17 protein-coding genes and 1 tRNA gene are annotated in these 18,677 nt (G+C 67.9%); 11 read left to right on the forward strand and 7 right to left on the reverse strand.

What is annotated here, in order from left to right:
• Nucleotides 1-35 precede the first annotated feature (35 nt).
• Nucleotides 36-2,552, reverse strand: coding sequence for a glycoside hydrolase family 65 protein (locus ACR3IO_RS17110; protein WP_434072427.1), 2,517 nt, complete (start codon nucleotides 2,550-2,552; stop codon nucleotides 36-38).
• Nucleotides 2,549-3,304 carry an HAD family hydrolase gene (locus ACR3IO_RS17115; protein WP_434072535.1) on the reverse strand — a complete coding sequence of 252 codons (756 nt, stop codon included), beginning with the start codon at nucleotides 3,302-3,304 and terminating at the stop codon, nucleotides 2,549-2,551. Before ACR3IO_RS17115 ends, ACR3IO_RS17110 begins: the two co-directional genes overlap by 4 nt.
• A 333-nt stretch (nucleotides 3,305-3,637) precedes the next feature.
• Between ACR3IO_RS17115 and ACR3IO_RS17120 the strand changes: the two genes are divergently transcribed.
• Nucleotides 3,638-3,721 (forward strand) — tRNA-Leu (locus ACR3IO_RS17120).
• 246 nt (nucleotides 3,722-3,967) lie between these two features.
• Here the strand turns inward: ACR3IO_RS17120 and ACR3IO_RS17125 are convergent.
• Together ACR3IO_RS17125 and ACR3IO_RS17130 are read right to left on the reverse strand one after the other, a co-directional pair.
• On the reverse strand, nucleotides 3,968-4,162 hold the full coding sequence (locus ACR3IO_RS17125; RefSeq protein WP_434072428.1) for a hypothetical protein: 195 nt from the start codon (nucleotides 4,160-4,162) through the stop codon (nucleotides 3,968-3,970).
• 25 nt (nucleotides 4,163-4,187) lie between these two features.
• A complete protein-coding gene (locus ACR3IO_RS17130; RefSeq protein ID WP_434072429.1) occupies nucleotides 4,188-4,649 on the reverse strand; it encodes a MarR family winged helix-turn-helix transcriptional regulator in 462 nt (153 codons plus the stop codon).
• 117 nt (nucleotides 4,650-4,766) lie between these two features.
• Between ACR3IO_RS17130 and ACR3IO_RS17135 the strand changes: the two genes are divergently transcribed.
• From ACR3IO_RS17135 to ACR3IO_RS17160, 6 genes are all read left to right on the forward strand, one after another.
• Complete coding sequence (locus ACR3IO_RS17135; protein ID WP_434072430.1) at nucleotides 4,767-6,242, forward strand: MFS transporter; 1,476 nt, start codon at nucleotides 4,767-4,769, stop codon at nucleotides 6,240-6,242.
• A 396-nt stretch (nucleotides 6,243-6,638) separates the two neighbouring features.
• Entirely contained in the window at nucleotides 6,639-7,640 is a 1,002-nt protein-coding gene (locus ACR3IO_RS17140) for an ABC transporter permease (RefSeq protein ID WP_434072431.1), read from the forward strand.
• A 302-nt stretch (nucleotides 7,641-7,942) separates the two neighbouring features.
• The gene (locus ACR3IO_RS17145; protein WP_434072536.1) at nucleotides 7,943-8,536 is read left to right on the forward strand and encodes an ABC transporter permease; all 594 of its coding nucleotides are present in this window, start codon (nucleotides 7,943-7,945) and stop codon (nucleotides 8,534-8,536) included.
• Nucleotides 8,537-8,644: 108 nt separating this feature from the next.
• Complete coding sequence (locus ACR3IO_RS17150) at nucleotides 8,645-10,207, forward strand: ABC transporter substrate-binding protein (RefSeq protein WP_434072432.1); 1,563 nt, start codon at nucleotides 8,645-8,647, stop codon at nucleotides 10,205-10,207.
• Nucleotides 10,208-10,277: 70 nt separating this feature from the next.
• Entirely contained in the window at nucleotides 10,278-11,276 is a 999-nt protein-coding gene (locus ACR3IO_RS17155) for an ABC transporter ATP-binding protein (protein ID WP_434072433.1), read from the forward strand.
• Nucleotides 11,257-12,246, forward strand: coding sequence for an ABC transporter ATP-binding protein (locus tag ACR3IO_RS17160; protein ID WP_434072434.1), 990 nt, complete (start codon nucleotides 11,257-11,259; stop codon nucleotides 12,244-12,246). The genes ACR3IO_RS17155 and ACR3IO_RS17160 overlap by 20 nt, the downstream gene beginning before the upstream one ends.
• A 165-nt stretch (nucleotides 12,247-12,411) precedes the next feature.
• On the opposite strand, the gene ACR3IO_RS17165 is transcribed toward ACR3IO_RS17160, so the two are convergent.
• The 3 genes from ACR3IO_RS17165 to ACR3IO_RS17175 form a co-directional block, all read right to left on the reverse strand.
• Nucleotides 12,412-13,416 (reverse strand): cyclase family protein, encoded by a 1,005-nt coding sequence (locus ACR3IO_RS17165; protein WP_434072435.1) that lies wholly within the window; start codon nucleotides 13,414-13,416, stop codon nucleotides 12,412-12,414.
• A 67-nt stretch (nucleotides 13,417-13,483) separates the two neighbouring features.
• Complete coding sequence (locus tag ACR3IO_RS17170; protein ID WP_434072537.1) at nucleotides 13,484-13,687, reverse strand: ferredoxin; 204 nt, start codon at nucleotides 13,685-13,687, stop codon at nucleotides 13,484-13,486.
• A gap of 2 nt (nucleotides 13,688-13,689) precedes the next feature.
• Nucleotides 13,690-14,859 (reverse strand): cytochrome P450, encoded by a 1,170-nt coding sequence (locus ACR3IO_RS17175; RefSeq protein ID WP_434072436.1) that lies wholly within the window; start codon nucleotides 14,857-14,859, stop codon nucleotides 13,690-13,692.
• A gap of 180 nt (nucleotides 14,860-15,039) precedes the next feature.
• Between ACR3IO_RS17175 and fdxA the strand changes: the two genes are divergently transcribed.
• From fdxA to ACR3IO_RS17195, 4 genes are all read left to right on the forward strand, one after another.
• Nucleotides 15,040-15,342, forward strand: a complete 303-nt coding sequence (fdxA, locus tag ACR3IO_RS17180) for a ferredoxin (RefSeq protein ID WP_434072437.1) — start codon at nucleotides 15,040-15,042, stop codon at nucleotides 15,340-15,342.
• A gap of 265 nt (nucleotides 15,343-15,607) precedes the next feature.
• Nucleotides 15,608-15,895 (forward strand): hypothetical protein, encoded by a 288-nt coding sequence (locus ACR3IO_RS17185; protein ID WP_434072438.1) that lies wholly within the window; start codon nucleotides 15,608-15,610, stop codon nucleotides 15,893-15,895.
• Nucleotides 15,896-15,972: 77 nt separating this feature from the next.
• Nucleotides 15,973-16,848 (forward strand): SDR family oxidoreductase, encoded by an 876-nt coding sequence (locus tag ACR3IO_RS17190; RefSeq protein WP_434072439.1) that lies wholly within the window; start codon nucleotides 15,973-15,975, stop codon nucleotides 16,846-16,848.
• Nucleotides 16,849-16,971: 123 nt separating this feature from the next.
• Nucleotides 16,972-18,465 carry an aldehyde dehydrogenase gene (locus ACR3IO_RS17195; protein ID WP_434072440.1) on the forward strand — a complete coding sequence of 498 codons (1,494 nt, stop codon included), beginning with the start codon at nucleotides 16,972-16,974 and terminating at the stop codon, nucleotides 18,463-18,465.
• Nucleotides 18,466-18,677 lie beyond the last annotated feature (212 nt).

Below are 18,677 nucleotides of genomic sequence, written 5' to 3' on the forward strand. Positions count from 1 at the left end.
GACATGCTAGCCCGATCGACTGGGAACACCGCCCCTCAGTCGACCGGAATGGCCGATTCGTCAGCCTCGAGATCGATCGACAGCGTCGGGATCGACGCCGTGAGCAGGGTGCCGTCGGCACGGCGGGAGCCCTCGACGTCCTTCATGCGCGGTGCGCCGTAGAGACGCGGGCCCTGGCCGGCGAGCGGCACCGAGACATCCGCTCCGGGGGCGATGAAGACCCGTTCGCCGCGCACGGTCACCTCGATGCCCTCGCCCGATTCCAGGTGGAACGAGATCGACGCGGCCTCGACCGTGACGCGCAGGCGGTTGCCGCGCAGCGCGAGCGGGAACGTGATCTTCTGCCAGGAGTCGGGCAGGCGCGGATCGAACGTGAACTTGCCGAGGTGGTCGCGGAAGCCGGCGAAGCCCATGACGAGCGCGGCCCAGACCCCGCCCGTGGAGGCGACGTGCACGCCGTCGGCCGCGTTGTGGTGCAGGTCGGCGAGGTCCACGTGCAGCGCTGAGCGGAAGTAGCGGATCGCGAGCTCGTGGTACCCGACCTCCGCGGCGATGATCGACTGCACCACGGCCGACAGGGTCGAGTCGCCCGTGGTCAGCGGGTCGTAGTACTCGAAGTCGGCGAGCTTCTCCTCGTTCGAGAAGCGGTCGCCCTGCAGGTAGAGGGCGAGCACGACATCCGCCTGCTTCAGCACCTGGAAGCGGTAGATGACGAGCGGGTGGTAGTGCAGGAGCAGCGGACGCCGGCTCTCGGGCGTGTGCTCGAGGTCCCAGAGCTCCTTCTCGAGGAAGGCGGAGTCCTGCGGGTGCACGCCGAGCTGGTCGTCGAACGGGATGTGCATGTGCGCGGCCGCGCGCCGCCACTCGCCGACCTCGCTCGGGCTCACCCCGAGGCGGGCGACGAGCTTGTGGTACGCGACCGGATCGCTCGCCTGCAGGTTGTCGACGGCGGCTGCCGCCGACGCGAGGTTCGCGCGGGCCATGACGTTCGTGTAGAGGTTGTCGTTCACGACCGTCGTGTACTCGTCGGGCCCGGTGACGCCGTGGATGTGGAACACCGAATCGGCCGTGCCGCCGGAACGCCAGAACCCGAGGTCCTCCCACATGCGCGCCGTCTCGACGAGGATGTCGATCGCGCCACGTCCCATGAAATCGGTGTCGCCGGTCGCGGCGACGTACTGGCAGAGCGCATAGGAGATGTCGGCGTCGATGTGGTACTGCGCCGTTCCGGCGGCGTAGTAGGCCGACGATTCGAGCCCGTTGATCGTGCGCCACGGGAAGAGTGCACCCCGCTGGTTCAGCTCGAGCGCGCGGGCGCGGGCGGAGTCGAGCATGCGCTGGCGGAACCGCAGCACGTTGCGCGCGACGTTCGGCGCGGTGTAGCTGAGGAACGGGAGCACGTAGATCTCGCTGTCCCAGAAGTAGTGACCGCCGTAGCCCGATCCGCTGACGCCCTTGGCGGCCACGCCGTCGCCGTCGGTGCGCGCCGTCGCCTGCGCGAGCTGGAACAGGTTCCACCGCACCGCCTGCTGCACGTCGGCCTGGCCCTCGATCTCGACATCGGCGCCGGCCCAGAAGTCGTCGAGCCAGGCTCGCTGCTGCGTGAACAGCTCGGCCACGCCCACGTCGATGCCGCGGTCGAGCGTGCGGTCGCAGCGGTCGACGAGCTCGCGTGTGGGCACGGTGCGGGCCGTGTGGTAGCTCACGAACTTCGTGATGCGGATCGGCTGGCCCTTGATGGCGTGCACCCGGTACAGGTGCTTCGCGAGGTCGTCGTCGATGGAGCCCGACTCGGTGAACTCGTTCTCGGTCGCGATCTCGTGCTCGACGGCGACCGCGATCGTCATGCCGGAGTTCGTGCACTGGTAGCCGAGCATGTAGCGGTCGCCCTGGGCGCGCTTGACGCGCGGCTGCAGCACCCGATCGGTGAACGTGTCGGCCTTGCGGGGGTCGAATGCGCCCGGCTCCTCCAGGACGCCGGACCGGTACTCGTCTCGCCCGTCCTGGCGATTCAGGATCTGGCTGGAGATCGCGACCGCGGCATCCGCGTCGAGCATCTCGACCTCGTAGTCGAGCACGACCAGGTGCCGGTCGGTGAACGAGACCATGCGGCGGGTCGTGATCCGCACGCGCTTGCCCGACGGGGTGCGCCACTCCATCGACCGAGAGAGCGCGCCCTGCCGGAAGTCGAGGCGACGCTCGTACGAGAGCAGCTCGGCGGTCGTGATGACCATCGGCTCGTCGTCGACGTAGAGCCGGATGATCTTGGCATCGGGCGCGTTCACGATGGTCTGCCCGACGCGGGCGAAGCCGAACGCCTCCTCGGCGTGGCGGATCGGCCACGTCTCGTGGAATCCGTTCACGAACGTGCCGTGCAGGTGGCCGTCGCGGCCCTCCTCGACGTTTCCGCGAAGGCCGAGGTATCCATTGCCGACCGCGAAGAGCGTCTCGGTACGTCCTTGGTCGTGGATGCCGAACTCGGTCTCGACGAGCGCCCACTCGTCGATCGGGAACCGGTTGCGGTCGAGGGGATCGGTGTCGGCGAACCTCATGCGGGGTCCTCTCGGGTTCGGGTCGGTGAGTCGGATGCCTCGGCGGCGCGCCGGACGGCCGGGAGCAGTTCGTCGAGCTCGTCGACGATCACGTCGGCGCCGAGCTCGCGCAGCGCGCCGCGCCCCACGCCTCGGTCGACGCCGACCACGAGGCCGAAGTCGCCGGTCGCGCCCGCTCGGATGCCCGACTCGGCGTCTTCCACGACCGCGCACGCCATCGTCGGCAGGCCGAGCAGGGCGGCCGCGTGCTCGAAGGTGTCGGGTGCGGGCTTGCCCGGGATGCCGTCGCGCGCGGCCACGAGGCCGTCGACGACGACCTCGAAGCGATCGTCGATGCCGGCCGCGGCCAGCACCGAGGGGGCGTTCTTCGAGCTGGAGACGACGGCCACGCGGCATCCGCTCGCGATCACCGCGTCGAGGAACGCGACGCTCGCCGGGTACGCCGCGACGCCCTCGTCGGCCAGCGTCTGGTTGAAGGCGTCGTTCTTGCGGTTACCGAGGCCGTGCACGGTCTCGAGATCGGGGCCGTCGGTCACCTCGCCCTCGGGAATGCGGATGCCGCGGCTCTCGAGCAGGCTGCGGACCCCGTCGTAGCGCGGCTTGCCGTCGATGTACGCGAAGTAGTCGCCCTCGACGTAGGGGGCCGCGCCGTGCTGCTCGAGGAACGGCGTGAACAGGCGCGACCAGGCGTGCATGTGCACGATCGCGGTGGGCGTGAGCACGCCGTCGAGGTCGAAGAGCCAGCCGCGGATGCCGCTGAGATCGGCGTCGGCGGGGGAGGGGTCTGGGGTGTTGCTCGGGGTGTTGCTGGGGGTGCTGTCTGGATTTTCAGGCGAGGTCACGGCCGTCCTTTCGTCGTGCCGGTCGCGGCAGTGGGACCCGCCGTTCGATGCTATTCCGCCGCGGTGCGACAGCGCGAGGGCGGATGCCGCGGTTCGGAGGATTCACGGAGGTGCGGGCGGGGTTCGTGCGGCATTCGTGCGGCCTGCGGGCGGCCCGTGGAGGCCCTGCGGGCCTCGAATGGCCTTTGCCCCCGCAAGATGTTAGGCTCTCGTGGCTGGACGCACTTCGGTGCGACCACATTTGCGCGAGTGGCGGAATTGGCAGACGCGCTGGCTTCAGGTGCCAGTACTCGCAAGGGTGTGGGGGTTCAAGTCCCCCCTCGCGCACACAGAGGTTTTCGCGAAATAGCGGAAATCAATTAGCGATATAGAAACGGTCCGGACCTCGATGAGGTTCCGGGCCGTTTTTGTGTGCCCGGAACGGGGTCGCAGGGCCGGGTTGCGACGATCGATGCGGTCAGGTGGGCTCTGTGTCGCTGCGTGGCGTGCTTAAACGACGAATCGCCCTGCTTTCGGGCACGGCGAAGCTGTCGGTACGCGTGGTGGTGCAGGAGTCAGATGGCGGGCGCGCCGTTACAGGCGTTGTGGCGGTGAATCGTCCTCGTCAACTGGTCGCCGGTTCGGGACGCGCGCGCGCATGTCTCGGAGTTCCTGCTCCGAGTAGTACGTGTCCATGACCATGACGTTCGCGGTGCCGAGCGGCTTCTTCGCCAGGCGCTCCCGGTAGAACGCGAGGAGCTTTCGAAGGTTGAGGGACACGATCGCCATCCCGACGGCCAATGGGTGCGCGTCGTTAACTCGCCGCGGTTCGCCTGCGTGCCTCGCGCGTCGCCGCGCTGTACTGCTCGATGTCCTGGTTGAGGCGGTGCAACAGGTCGGCGAACGTCGCGACGTCTTCGTCGGACCAGTCCGACAAGATGTCGTCGAGTGCGCGCACCGATCGCTCGCGCACCTCGGTGAGGCTGGCCAAGCCGGTTTTCGTCAATGCGAACTTGCGTGCGATGCCGCCGTGGGGATCTGGGATGCGCTCGATGAGGCCCGCACGCATCGCGGCGCTGGTCTGCCGCTGCACGGTCGAGGTATCGAGGCGGAAGAACTCGCTCAGTTCGCCGATGGACTTCGGACCTTCGGCGTGGATGCGGCTGAGGAGAAGGTATGCACTGCGCTCGAGGCCATTCGCGGGCCGGTGCTGAGCGATCGTGTACCGGCTGTGCAGCATCTGTTCGTACTCGATGTCGGCGACGCGACGTTGCATGGCGTTCCTTCCTTGGATGGTCTCGAGCCTAGCCGAAAGTGTATAGTGCATATGCGTAGTACATATGCATGATGCACATCGGATGCAGAATGCATATCGCAAGATATGGAGAATTGCATGACCTCGCCCACTCCCGCCGAACGACCCGGCCTCATCGTCGCCGTCCTCGCGTTCGCGGGCATTGCGTCGTCGATCACCCAGACGATGGTCACGCCGTTGATCGCGCAATTCCCCGTCATCTTCGACTCCCCGTCGACGAACACCGCGTGGATCGTCACGGCCACCCTGCTCGCCGCGGCCGTCGCGGTGCCGATCTCGGGCCGGCTCGGCGACCTGTTCGGCAAGCGCCGCATGATGCTGCTGCTCGCGCTGCCCCTCATCGTCGGCGGGATCGTCTGTGCGCTCGCGCCGTCGGTCGAGATCATGATCGTCGGTCGCGCGATGCAGGGTATCGGGTCGGGCATGGTGCCCCTCGGCATCGCGCTGCTGCGCGACGTCGTGCCGAAGGAGAAGCTGTCGTCGGCCATCGCGACCGTGAGCGCGACGCTCGGGGTCGGTGGCGCGATCGGGATGCCGCTGTCGGCTGCCGTGGTCGAGTTCGCCGACTGGCGCGTGCTGTTCTGGGCCGGCTCGGGCGTGACGGTGCTCGCCGCGCTCGCGATCTGGTGGCTGGTGCCGGTGCTACCGGCTGGAGCGTCGGGCCAGCGCTTCGACGGCCTCGGCGCCGTCGGGCTCGCCGTCGGCCTCATCGCCCTCATCCTCGCCGTCTCGAAGGGCTCGGAGTGGGGCTGGGCCTCGTGGCCCACCCTCGGCCTGCTCGGCCTCGCCGCCGTGGTGTTCGCCCTGTGGGGGCTGTGGGAGACGCGCACGAAAGACCCGCTCGTCGACCTGCGCACGACCGCCCGTCCTCGGGTGCTTCTGACGAACATCGCATCGATCTTCGTCGGCTTCGGCATGTACGCGAGCATGCTCGTGATGCCGCAGCTTCTGCAGTTGCCGTCGTCGACCGGCTACGGCCTCGGCCAGTCGATCCTCGCGGCTGGCCTCTGGATGGCCCCCGCCGGCCTCATGATGCTGCTGCTCTCGCCGATCGGTGGGCACATCACCGACGCTCGAGGCCCCAAGTTCACGCTCGTGCTCGGCACCGTGATTCTCGCGGCCGGCTACGGCGTGGCGCTCGTGGGTATGGGGAGCACCTGGGGCCTGCTCGCGACCAGCCTCGTCATCAACGGCGGCGTCGCGTTCGCGTACGGCGCCATGCCTGCGATCATCATGAGCTCGGTGCCGCGCAGCGAGACGGCCGCGGCGAACGGTTTCAACACGCTCATGCGCTCGCTCGGCACGACGATCGGCGCCGCGATCATCGGCGTGGTGCTCGCGCAGATGACCGTTCCCCTCAGTGGTGTCGCCGTGCCGTCGGAGGCCGGCTTCCGCACGGCGCTCCTGATCGGTGCCGGCGTCACGCTCATCGCAGCGCTCGTGGCGGCCTTCATCCCGAAGTCGAAGCCTGGGTCCGAGCCGGCGGATGTGAAGGTGAATGCCTCGATCGACGCGGTGCCCGGAGTGCTTGTCGGCGCCGGCACGAATGCGTGAGAAGGGCGCCCGTGCTCCGATGGGCACGAGAAACGCCATGTCGCGCCTCGGAATGCGAGTTGTGCGGCGGCGGGTAATTATCGGATCAGTCGCTTAGTTCTCACGCCACCAAGGGGGAGTGTCAATAGCCCCGCCTTTCGGCGGCAGAGAGCTTGAAGCGCAATGTCGCTCGACCCGGGAGACGGACCGAGGGCCGACAAATTGAGCGAAGGTGCTCAATAGTGGTTGACAAGCGATGAGTGGGCCTGACACACTCCTCCTGTGTTGCGTTATGTAGCGACACTGTTCTGTTCAGCAGAACACCGGCAGCGCGTTTCTGCGCCGGCCCGCTCGACAAAGGAGTCCGAGTGCACGACCAAGTTTCGACCCCAAGCGATCCGCGGCGAGGTATCCACGATGTGGGCTAACGCGGCGCGGCGCGTCGGATACGCGCTCCTGGTCATCCTGCTCGTCACCATCGGTGTGCAGGCCCTCATGGCCATGGCGCCGGGTTCGGTCGCGGAGGTGATTCTCGGCGAGGCGGCGACCCCTGATGCTGTGGCGGCCATGAATGCGCAGCTCGGCTACGACCGGCCGTTCATCGTGCAGTACCTCGACTGGCTCTTCTCTGCACTGCAGGGTGACCTCGGAGTCTCGCCGATCACGCACATCCCGGTCATGGATGCGATCATGCAGCGCCTGCCGGTAACGATCGAACTCGCCGTCCTGGCGCTGAGCATCGCGCTCATCGTGGCCGTCCCCCTCGCGGTGCTCTCGGCCACCTTCCCGAACCGGCCGCTGGACCGCGGGATCAATGGCGTGACCTCGGCCTTCCTCTCGATCCCGGCTTTCGTCGCCGGCCCGGTGCTCGTGTACCTCTTCGCGGTGACGATGAAGTCCCTTCCTGCGCTCGGGTGGACGCCGATCAGCGAAGACGTGGGCGAGAATCTGCGCGGCGCCATCCTCCCAGCGCTGGCGGTGGCACTGACCGAGATCGCCGCCTTCCACCGCGTACTGCGCGCTGACCTCATCGGCACGCTTCGTGAGGACTACGTCTCGGCGGCACGAGCGAAGGGCATGTCCCGGTCGTACGTCATGTTCCGACACGCGTTCCGGCCCTCATCGTTCTCGCTGCTCACGATCTCGGGACTCAGCCTCGCCCGGCTCATCGGCGGGACGATCATCGTCGAGTCGCTGTTCGTCCTTCCCGGTATCGGGCAGCTCATCTCGACCTCGATCATCCAGCGCGACGTGGTCACCGTTCAGGGTGTGGTCGCCTTCATCGCCATCGGATTCGTCGTCATCAACATGGTCGTGGACCTCGGCTACGGAATCATCGACCCTCGCGTCCGGCGCGCCCCGGTGTCGAAGAAGTCGTCGACGACCGCCAAGACACCCGGAAAGGCGGTGTCGGCATGACCGTCGTCACCCGAAGCGTCTCCGCGATCGCCGAGCCGCCGGTCGTGCGATTCGGAACCCCCGTCGTGGCCCCGGCGAAGCGCCAATGGTCCGTCCTCGTCTGGTTCTCCTACGTCTGGATCGCGCTCGTCGTGTTCCTCGCGATCTTCGCGTCGGCGCTCCCGATCCCCTCGATCGACGAGGTCGTCGGGCCGCCACGCCAGCCGCCCCAGCTCGGGTCATTGGACACACTCCTGGGAACCGACGGAACCGGCCGGTCGATGCTCTCCCGACTGATCTATGGTGGCCAGGTCTCGCTCGTCGTGGGCACGGTATCCGCGCTCGGCGGAGTACTCGTCGGCACCGCCCTCGGACTCTTCGCCGGATACTTCCGAAAGGGCGTCGACTGGTCGGTGACGCTCGTCGCGGACGTGCTCCTGTCATTCCCCGCGCTCGTGCTCCTGCTGGCGATCACCTCCATCTTCTCGCCGAGCGTTCCGACCCTGCTCGTCGGTCTCGCCCTCACGAGCACGCCCACGTTCATCCGGCTGGCCCGAGCGAACACCATGGCGTGGTCCAGTCGTGAGTTCGTCCGTGCGGCCCGCAACATGGGCGCATCCGACAGCAGGATCCTGCTGCGAGAGATCCTGCCGAACGTCGTCCCGACCATCGCGGCCTACCTGCCGCTGGTCATCGCCGCGCTCATCGTCGCAGAGGGATCCCTCAGCTTCCTCGGACTCGGCGTTCCACCGCCCACGCCCAGCTGGGGCGGGATGATCAACGCCGGCGCGACAGAGATGCGGACCTCGCCCTACCTCGTCTTCGTTCCAGCGACGGTGCTGTTCCTCACCGTCTTCGCCCTGAACCAGGCGGGTGAGCACCTCCGCCTGCGGTTCGACCGCACCCTGCACGACTGACCGGATCGTCTGCGCACGGTCGAGCGACTCGCTCAGACCGCCGTTCGCCGTCCCGATCAGACGCGCTGCTCCGCAGTACCGACCCACCAAGAGAGAGACAGGATGACCATGATCACCAGGAAGCGATCAGTGCTGATCGCCGTCGTGACGGCGACAGCGCTGCTGCTCACCGGCTGCGCCGGTGGAGGCAACGCAGCGACGAGCGACGACGTGGCAGCGAGCGGACCCGTGTCGGGAGGCACGCTGCGGGTGCTCGAAGTCGTTCAGCCGACCGGATTCGACCCGGTGCAGGTGTTCAGTTCCACCTCGATGCCGATCACGTACACCGCCCTCTACGGCCAGTTCGTGATCGCGAACGAGGAGACCGGCGACTACGACTGCGGCTTGTGCGAGTCGTTCATGACGAGCGACGGCGGCGCAACCTGGGACGTCGTCACCCGCGAGGGGATGACGTTCACCGACGGCACGCCCTTCGATGCGGCGGCACTGAAGTACAACTGGGATCGCATGAAGGATCCGGCCCTCGGCTCGGCAAGTGCCGGCGTCGCGAGCCAGATCGAGAGCATCGAAGTCGTCGATGCTCGAACCGCGAAGCTCCACATGGTCGTGCCGACGCCCGGACTGCTCGGTCTCATGCCGATCTACTCGCTGCAGTGGATCGCCTCGCCGACCGCGCTCGAACAGGGCCAGGAGGCGTTCAACAAGAACCCGATCGGTGCGGGCCCCTTCGTCTTCGAAAGTTGGACGCAGGGCGGCACGCTCAAGTTGACGCGCAACGACGACTACTTCGGCGACCCCGCCTACGTGGATGCCATCGAGGTCCAGGGCGTGCCCGACAACACGCAGCGCCTCAACGGTCTCATCTCCGGCCAGGCTGATATCGCCCTCAACTCCGACCCCTCGACATTCGTCGAGGCGGAGGCCGCCGGGTACCCCAACGAGATCGACATCTTCAACGGCGGCATCGGCTTCATGTTCAACACGAAGAAGGCCCCGTTCGACGATGTTCGGGCTCGGCAGGCGGTCGCGTACGCCCTCGACCTCGAACAGCTCTCCAACGCGGTGAACCGGGGCAACGGCTCCGTGCCGAAGACGTTGTTCACGAAGGAGTCGCCGTTCTACGAGGACATCCCGCTGCAGACCTTCGACCAGGAGAAGGCCCAGGAGCTCTTCGATGAACTCGCTGCCGAAGGCAAGCCGGTCGAGTTCTCGTACACCGTGTTCCCTGGGACCGGCCCCGCCACGTTCGACGCACTACAGGCTCAGCTCAAGCAGTACGACAACGTCACCGTCACCGCGGATCAGCGCGACTCCTCCGAGCAGGGCGTCGTCACGACGACGGGGGACTACAACCTGGCGTCGTCTTCGCTCGCCTTCGTCGACCCGGCCTCGCGCCTGTGGGGTGCGCTGCACGGCGACGCGAACCGCACGAACTACTCGGGCATCGACGACGCGGAGCTGAACGATGCGCTCGACGCGGCACTCGCGACGACCGACCCCGACGAGCAGAAGGCGCAGTACAAGATCGTGCAGGACCGCCTGGCCGAGATCGTTCCCTACGTCCTGTTCCAGGAATACCTGAACGGCGCGACCGTGACCGACAAGGTCCATGGCGTGGAGATGTACGGCTACACGCAGCCGGCAGCTGCCGGCATCTGGCTCGAGCAGTGATCCGAGCCCGGGGGTTCGGGGCGAGCGCCCTGCACCCCCGGGACCCCTGTCGTTCAAGGAAGGAGCAGCGATGAGTGAAGACATGCTCTTGGAGGTCACCGACCTCCACGCCTACATCGGGTCACCCAAAGGCGTAGTGAAGGCCGTCGATGGCGTCTCGCTTCGCCTGCGTCGCGGCGAAGCGCTCGGCATCGTCGGCGAATCCGGCTCGGGCAAGTCGGTCATGGCCCGCGCGATCATGGGCCTGATGCCCGCACGGTCGGACCGGACCGGCGAGATCCTCTTCAAGGGACGCGACCTGCTCGCGCTGTCGCGGAAGCAGCTCGAGGAGATCTGGGGTCCGCAGATCGCAATGGTGTTCCAGGATCCCGGCCGATCCTTGAATCCGGTCGTCCGCGTCGAGCGCCAGTTGACCGAGGGCATGCGCCGTCATCTCGGGGTATCGCGCAGCGAGGCGGCGACGCGGGCGCTCGACCTGCTGAAGGAGGTCGGCGTACCCGACCCGGAGCGACGGCTCCGCGCGTACCCCCACGAGTTGTCCGGCGGCATGCGGCAGCGCGTGATGATCGCGGTCGCTCTCGCTTGCGAACCCGAGCTGCTCATCGCCGATGAACCGACGACCGCACTCGACGTGACCATTCAACGGCAGGTGCTCGACCTGCTCCGCCGCGTCCAGATCGAACGGCGGATGTCGCTCATGCTGATCTCGCACGACCTCCACGTCGTCGCCGGCAGCACCGACCGCACCGCCGTGATGTACGCCGGCCGGCTCGCGGAGATCGGGGAGAGCCGCGCGGTCTTCGAGGACTCGCGGCACCGCTACACGAGTGCACTGCTGGCGGCGACGCCGTCGATCGACCATGCACGGCACACGCCGCTCAACGTCATCGCCGGATCGCTGCCGTCGCCGACGGACCCGCCACTCGGATGCCGGTTCGCGCCGCGATGCGCCGCGGCATCCGAGGCCTGCGAGTCTTCGCAACCCGCGATGCTCGAGGTCGCGAACGACCACGCGGTGGCCTGCTTCCACCCCACCGAGATGAGAGAAGGTGAGCTCGTTGGCCGGTAGTGGCAGCGCGCACCTGCGCGGCGATGCGGCGATCCTGTCCGTCGAGGACCTCGACGTCGAGTACCACACGGCGCACGGGGCGTTCAAGGCCGTGGCGGGGGTCAGCTTCGACCTCCTGCCCGGCGAGACCCTCGGCATCGTGGGCGAGTCGGGCTGCGGCAAGTCGACCACCGGTCGCGCCGTGCTGCGCCTCGACCCGATCGCAGGCGGCTCGGTTCGCTATCGTGACGAGCGCATCGAGTCCGCGTCACCGGCGCGCATGAGGGAGCTGCGCCGTGACATGCAGATGATCTTCCAAGACCCGGTCAGCTCGCTGAACCCGCGCCGCGCGGTCAAGGACCTCGTGATGGAAGGCGCAGAGATCGGCGGCGTTGCGAAGCGGCAACGCGATATCGACGCGCCCGCGATTCTGACGCAAGTGGGCTTGCCGAGTGAGCGATTCGCCGAGATGCTTCCTCGCCAACTTTCCGGGGGCCAGGCGCAGCGCGTCGCGATCGGGCGCGCCCTGGCAGTGAAGCCCGGGCTGCTGATCTGCGATGAACCGGTCTCCGCGCTGGACGTCTCGGTGCAGGCTCAGGTCCTGAACCTGCTCGAAGAACTCAAGCAGAAGTACGACCTCACGATCGTCTTCATCGCCCACGACCTGGGCGTCGTGCGCAGCTTCAGCGACAAGGTGCTCGTGATGTACCTCGGCAAGACATGTGAATTCGGCGACTCGGTCGAGGTGTACGCCCGTCCTGCCCATCCGTACACGCGCGGACTCCTCGACTCGGTCCCGTCCCCCGAGAGCGAGGACGGCTTCACCGGTCCGGCGCTGAAGGGCGACATCCCATCGCCCCTGAATCCGCCGTCGGGATGTCGATTCCGCGCACGCTGCCCACTCGCGCAGGATCGATGCGCCGTCGAGGAGCCTCAGATGCGCGAGGTGCGCGCGGGACAGTTCGCGGCCTGCCACTTCCCGCTCGACTGAATCGGGTTCGGGATGCCGGCCTGCCGCTCACCCGCGGCCGGCCGGCATTCTGCGTTCTCGATGCCGATGGGCCGCCCCTGCTTGGTTTTCGGGAGACGGGGCGACAACGAATGGGCCGGTGTCCTCACGACACCGGCCCCACTTCGACGTCGCTTCGACTGCGGCTCAGTACAGCAGCAGCGGGTTGATGAGGACGCCGGTCGAGCGGTGGATCGCCGTGGGAGCGGCGACCACCAGACCGGTCGACGTGCCGGCCTCGCGGAGCGTCGCGACCGCCGGACCGAGCAGGCAGTTGTCGACGATGCAGAGGCCGATCGCGGAGATCAGGTTGTGCACCTCGAGGGATCCGCGCGCGTCGTGACGCGCGTCGTGGAAGTCCCACAGCAGCAGACCGGGCTCCTTGGCGGCGATCCAGGCCGAGCCGTCCTCGCCGATGCCCGGGCGGGCGACGGCTGCGGCACCGCTCGGATACACGTTGCCGGCGGCCTCGTAGCGGTCGCGCCCCTGGTAGACGACGAGGGCGTCGCCCGGCAGGAGATCCACTCCGGTCGCGGCGAGGGCGGCGTCGAGCTCGGCCGCCGTGACGGGCTGCTCGGCGGTGACCCAGTCGACCCCGCGGACGGCGGTCATGTCGAGCACCACGGCACGCGTGGCGATGCCGTGCTGCGCCCAGTTGACCATCGTGTCCTCGTCGGTCTGCGAGTTCCCGGCCGGGATCGGGCCGTGCCACGCGGCATCCGCGCCGATGTGGGCCAGACCGTCGAGATGCGTGTTGTGCACGCCGTGCGCGTCGTAGGAGATGACGTCGCCGCCGTGCGCGTGACGCCCGTGCAGGCCGACCGTCACGACGAGGTCGACGCTGCCATGGCCCTGCGGGAGGTCGGCGTTTCCGAGCGCGCGCCACTGCGCCGCTTCGGCCTCGGCGATCTCGCGGCCGTCGGCGAGCCGGTCGGGTCGGGTCTCGACCTCGCGTTCGAGCGAGATCGCCCGTCCGAGCCGAACCTCGGCGATGCCGCGCAGGCGCGCAGCCTCGTCGATGAGCGCGACCGATCCGCGGCACTGGATGCCGGGCACGTGGCGCGCGGCCTCGTGGTCGTTCGCGACGCGTCGGAGCCACGCGTCGTACGGGTCGGGGCCGGCCAGCGCGGGCGCGGTCTGCTCGATCGTCATCGGGTGTTCCATTCTCGAGATGCGGATGCCGCCACGCGCGGCGATGGGGAGGTCGTCGACCGCCGGGTCACGGGGCGTCCCCGCTCAACGCCAGCGAGCGGCTCGGGCAGATGTGCACGGCCTCCTTCGCCGACGCGACCTCGCCCGGGGTCGCGGGGGTGGTCCTGAGGACCAGCACGAGGCCGTCGTCATCCTGGTCGAACGTGTCGGGGTCGGTGAACACGCACTGCCCCGACCCGATGCAGGTCGCCCTGTTCGCCGTGATCTGCATGGTCACCACGCCACCGGGAGCTTGTAGACGCCGTAGTTCGGGCCGTGCTCCTTGAACGGGATCTCGTCGAACGGCACCGCGAGGCGGAGGGTCGGAAGGCGGCGGACGACCGCTTCGAGCACGATCTCCAGTTCGAGGCGGGCGAGGTTCTGGCCGAGGCACTGGTGGGGGCCGAAGCCGAAGGCGACGTGGTTGCGCGCACCACGGGTGAAGTCGATCGCGTTCGGTTCGGGGAAGACCTCGGGATCGCGGTTGGCCACATTCGCGAAGGCGTAGACCGCCTCGCCGGCACGGATGAGCGTTCCGTCGATCTCGATGTCGGCCGTGGCGAGGCGCTGGTGACCGACCTCGGCGATGGTGAAGTAGCGCAGCAGTTCCTCGACGGCGCCCGGCATGAGCGAGGGGTCGTCGCGGAGCTGCTCGAGGAGCTCGGGCCGGTCGAGCAGGGTCGCGACGCAGAGCGAGATCATGTTCGCGGTGGTCTCGTGCCCGGCGATCAGCAGGAGGAATCCGAGCCCGGTGAGTTCCACCGGGTCTGCACCCGCCGCGAGCTGACGGCTCAGGATGTCGTCGCCGGGAGAGGTGACGCGCGACCCGACGAGCTCGCCGACGTACGCCTTGAGCGCGCCCATCGCGGCGACGCGGCCCTCCATCGGCGTGTCGATGTCCACGAAGGTCGCGCTGTTCTCCTGGAAGAAACCGTGGTCCTCGTACGGGACTCCGAGGAGATCCGCGATCACCATGGACGGGACCGGAAGTGAGAGCGCCTCGACGAGGTCGGCTTCGCGGCCGCTCGCGAGCATGGCGTCGATGGTCTCCTCGACGATCTCCTCGATGCGCGGGCGCAACGCGGCGATCTTCTTGACCGTGAACTCGCCCATGACGCGAAGTCGGTGCTGCGTGTGCTCCGGCGGGTCCATCGCGATGAGCTGCTTGAGGTCCGAGCCCGTCACGTAGCCGGAGTTCATCGGGTGCCCGGGGAGCGTGCGATCGGAGCTGAACCGGGCGTCGCCGAGCACCGCCCGGACGTCGGCGTGCTTGGTGATGGCCCAGATGGTGCCGGTGTTGGCCCAGGGCACCTGGGCGATCGAGTCCTCCTGCTGTAGCCGGAGGTGCTCGGCGGGTGGGTTGTACGGGTCGACGCGTTGCATCGAGAAGGTCGCTGTCGTCATCGAGCTCTCCTGTCGTGAACAGCCTTGGTCACTGTGATTCGTGTGTTCGGGGCTTCCCGGTGTTAGATTTGAGAACCAACGCTTAGAAGTGTCGTCAGTGTACCCGTCCCGAGTGGGTGAGTCCAGACGGCATCCGCTCGGACGACGAAGTCGAGAAGGAGAAACGAAATGGCCTTTGTGGTGACCCAAGCCTGTGTGGACGTCAAGGACCGCAGTTGCATCCAGGTCTGCCCGGCCGATTGCCTCTTCGAGGGCGGGCGGATGATGTACATCAACCAGGACCTCTGCATCAACTGCGGCGCCTGCGAGGCCGTGTGCCCGACCCAGGCGATCCGCTACGACGATGAACTCGACGGTGACGACGAGCAGTTCATCGCCGTCAACGAGCAGTTCTTCGAGGGGCTCGACATCTCGAAGGGCGGTCGCAAGCTCGGACTCATCGAGCACGACGCGGACTTCGTGCTCGGGCTGCCGAAGGGCTGACCGGAACGACGCGAGGGGCCCGGCGAGCGACGCTCGTCCGGGCCCTTCGTCATGGGTGCAAGACCAGAGGCGCACCAAAGTTGAGCGAACTCGCTCAAAACTGTCTTTGATGAACGCAATTGACACGCGAAGCATCGTGGCTCACACTGGTCCTGTTGTAAGGATCAGTCGTTCGTTACAACCGAACGATATCAGAGCAACTGAACCAGCATCAAGCGGTGGCGATGAAGCCATCGCGGAGCCGACCTCAATGTGGAGAATGGCAATGACCTCACCCCTGGCCGAGCCGAGGCTCGGCACGCGCCGATCGCTCGGATTCGTGATCGCCGTGCTCATGCTCGTCGCTGTCGTCAGCTCGTTCGAGTTGACGATGTTGCACACCGCGCTGCCCAGCCTTATCAGCGAGTTCGAGAGCACCGAGAGCGCGGTCTTCGCCGTGGTCGTGGTGCTCTCGCTCGGCGCCCTCGTGACCGCGATGCTCATGCGCACGCCGAAGGCCGGCACCGCGACTGGCGCAGGTGACCTGGTCGCCGCCATGGCCGTCGGCCACTGACCGATCGCGTCCTCAGAACCGGGCGGTGCGCGGGCCGACTCGCGCACCGCCGCAAACCTCGAACAAGGAGCAACCACATGAACGACTACTTCGGATACGCCGGCAAGACGGTCGTCGTCACCGGCGCGGCATCCGGGATGGGCCGGGCGCTCTCCGAGATCCTCGTCGATCTCGGTGCGAACGTGTACGCACTCGACCGCGTCGAGCCCCCGGTACCCGGCCTCACGAGGTCCATCATCGCGAACCTCGGCGAGCAGGCATCCATCGACGCCGCGTTCGCGGAGATCCCCGATCGAATCGACGCCTTCTTCGGCATCGCCGGCATCTCGGGCGTGCACAACTCGTTCCTCGAGACCCTGACCGTGAACTTCATCGCGAACAAGTACGTGACCGACACCTACCTCGTGGACCGCGTCGTGGCGAACGGCTCGATCACATTCGTCACCTCGAACGGCGGCCTGCGCTGGGACAACCCGTCGGTCCGCGAGGAGCTCGTGCCCTTCGTCCGCGGCGGCGATTGGGACGACCTCGTGCGGATCACGGAGGAGTTCGAGGCCGAGTTCGGCACGGTGCCGGGATCGCTCGGCTACATCCTCTCCAAGCGGGCCCTCAACCTCTGGGTGGCGGAACAGGTCTCGCCGCTCGCGGACCTCCGCAAGATCCGCATCAACGCGGTGCTCCCGGCCATGACCGTCTCGGGCATGCTCTCCGAGTTCGCCGAGATGAAGGGCGGGCAGGACAAGGTCGAGGCCGAGGTCGGCCCCGCCGGTCGGCTGGCGGAGTCCGTCGACATGGCCAAGGCCCTCGCCTTCCTCGGCAGCGACCTCGCGAGCTACGTCTCGGGCGTGCACCTCTCGGTGGACTACGGCATGAACGCCCTCGAGCTCGCCGGCCTGCAGCCCGACCGGCTCACCTGGACCCTTCGCGGCGTGCTGTCGCGGCAGGCCGCCTGACCGGCATCCGACCGGTACCGGCATCCGATGATCGGATGCCCGTGCCACGGGCCTGAACGCCCGACCATCGACGCTCGCGGCGGCCGCCTCGAGCCGGCAACACAATGAAGTGAGGAGAGAGACGTGACCGACGTTCTCACAGTCCGCGACACCCCCATCAGCCTGCAGCACCCCGATCGCCTGTACATCGACGGACGGTGGGTCGCCCCGGCGGGTTCATCGACGCTCGACGTCATCGACGCGACGACGGAGGAGACGTTCTTCCGGGTGGCCGAGACCACGCCGCAGGACATGGATGCGGCGATCGCTGCCGCCCGCCGTGCATTCGACCACTCGACGTGGTCGTTCCTCGAGCCGCGTGAACGCGCGGAGTACCTGCGCAAGCTCGCCGCCGGCCTGCGGGCCCGCACCGAGGAGGCGGCGACCTTCTGGACCCGCCAGACGGGTCCGGTCTGGCGCATGTCGCTCGGATCGATCTCCCGGGTGCCCAACCTGTTCGAGTACTACGCCGACCTGGCCGACACCTACCCGTGGGAGACGCTGGACACCCCGGAGTTCGCCGCGTTCGGCGCCGTCGTCAACGAGCCCGTCGGCGTCGTCGGCGCGATCGTGCCGTGGAACACCCCGCTGTCGCTCGCCGCGTACAAGATCGCGCCCGCCCTGCTCGTCGGCTGCACGGTCGTCCTCAAGGCTCCGCCGGAGGCGCCGGGCGAGCTGCTCATCCTGGCTGAGATCGCCGACGAGATCGGCCTGCCGCCGGGTGTGCTCAACGTCGTCAACGGCCACCGCGACGTCTCCGAGCAGCTCGTTCGGGACCCCCGCGTGGACAAGATCGCGTTCACCGGCTCGAGCGCGGTCGGCCGTCAGATCGCCGGGGTCGCCGGCGGCCGCCTCGCCCGGTACACCCTCGAACTCGGCGGCAAGTCCGCTGCGGTCCTCCTCGACGACTACGACCTCGCGACCGCGGCGGCGGCGATCTCGCAGCAGGAGTGCTCGCTCAACGGCCAGGTCTGCATGTCGCTGACGCGCGTGATCGTCTCCAAGCACCGCCACGACGAGTTCGTCGACGCGCTCGCCTCGACGTTCGGGTCGGTGCGGGTCGGCGACCCGTTCGATCCCGAGACGCAGCTCGGCCCGCTCGCGCTGGCGAAGCAGCAGCAGAGCGTGCTCGGTTACATCCAGCAGGGCATCGCCGACGGCGCGCGTCTCGTGACGGGCGGCAAGCGGCCGGCGCACCTCGAGCGCGGCTACTTCGTCGAGCCCACCGTGTTCGGCAATGTCGACAACCGGTCGACGATCGCCCAGGAGGAGCTCTTCGGACCGGTCATCTCGGTGATTCCGGCCGAGAACGAGGAGCACGCGATCGAGCTGGCCAATGACACGCAGTACGGCCTGAACAACGCCGTCTTCACCGGCGACGTCGATCGCGCGTACCAGGTCGCCCGCCGCCTTCGCTCGGGCACGGTCGGGCACAACGGCTTCAAGACCGACACGCGCATGGGCTTCGGCGGCTTCAAGCAGTCGGGCGTCGGCCGCGAGGGTGGCATCCAGGGCGTGGCGCCGTACCTGGAGTCGAAGACGGTGCTGCTCGACGGCACGCCGACCCGCTTCCAGTAGGCCCCGAGGTCTGCCCCGGTGCTGATGCCGCACCGGGGCGGACCCGGTCAGCCCGCGGCTCGCTTGACAGCGGCGCGGCGACAGGCGATGCTATCCGTATCGTTCTACGGTACACGCGTTAGGTATTACCGAACGAAACACCATCACACGTCCCCTTGACGGGACATGCAGCGGCACCGCAGCCGCGAGCAGGGCGCTGAATCGACGAGGTT

The organism is Agromyces sp. Marseille-Q5079 (assembly GCF_051016555.1).
In the GTDB taxonomy this organism is placed as follows: domain Bacteria; phylum Actinomycetota; class Actinomycetes; order Actinomycetales; family Microbacteriaceae; genus Agromyces.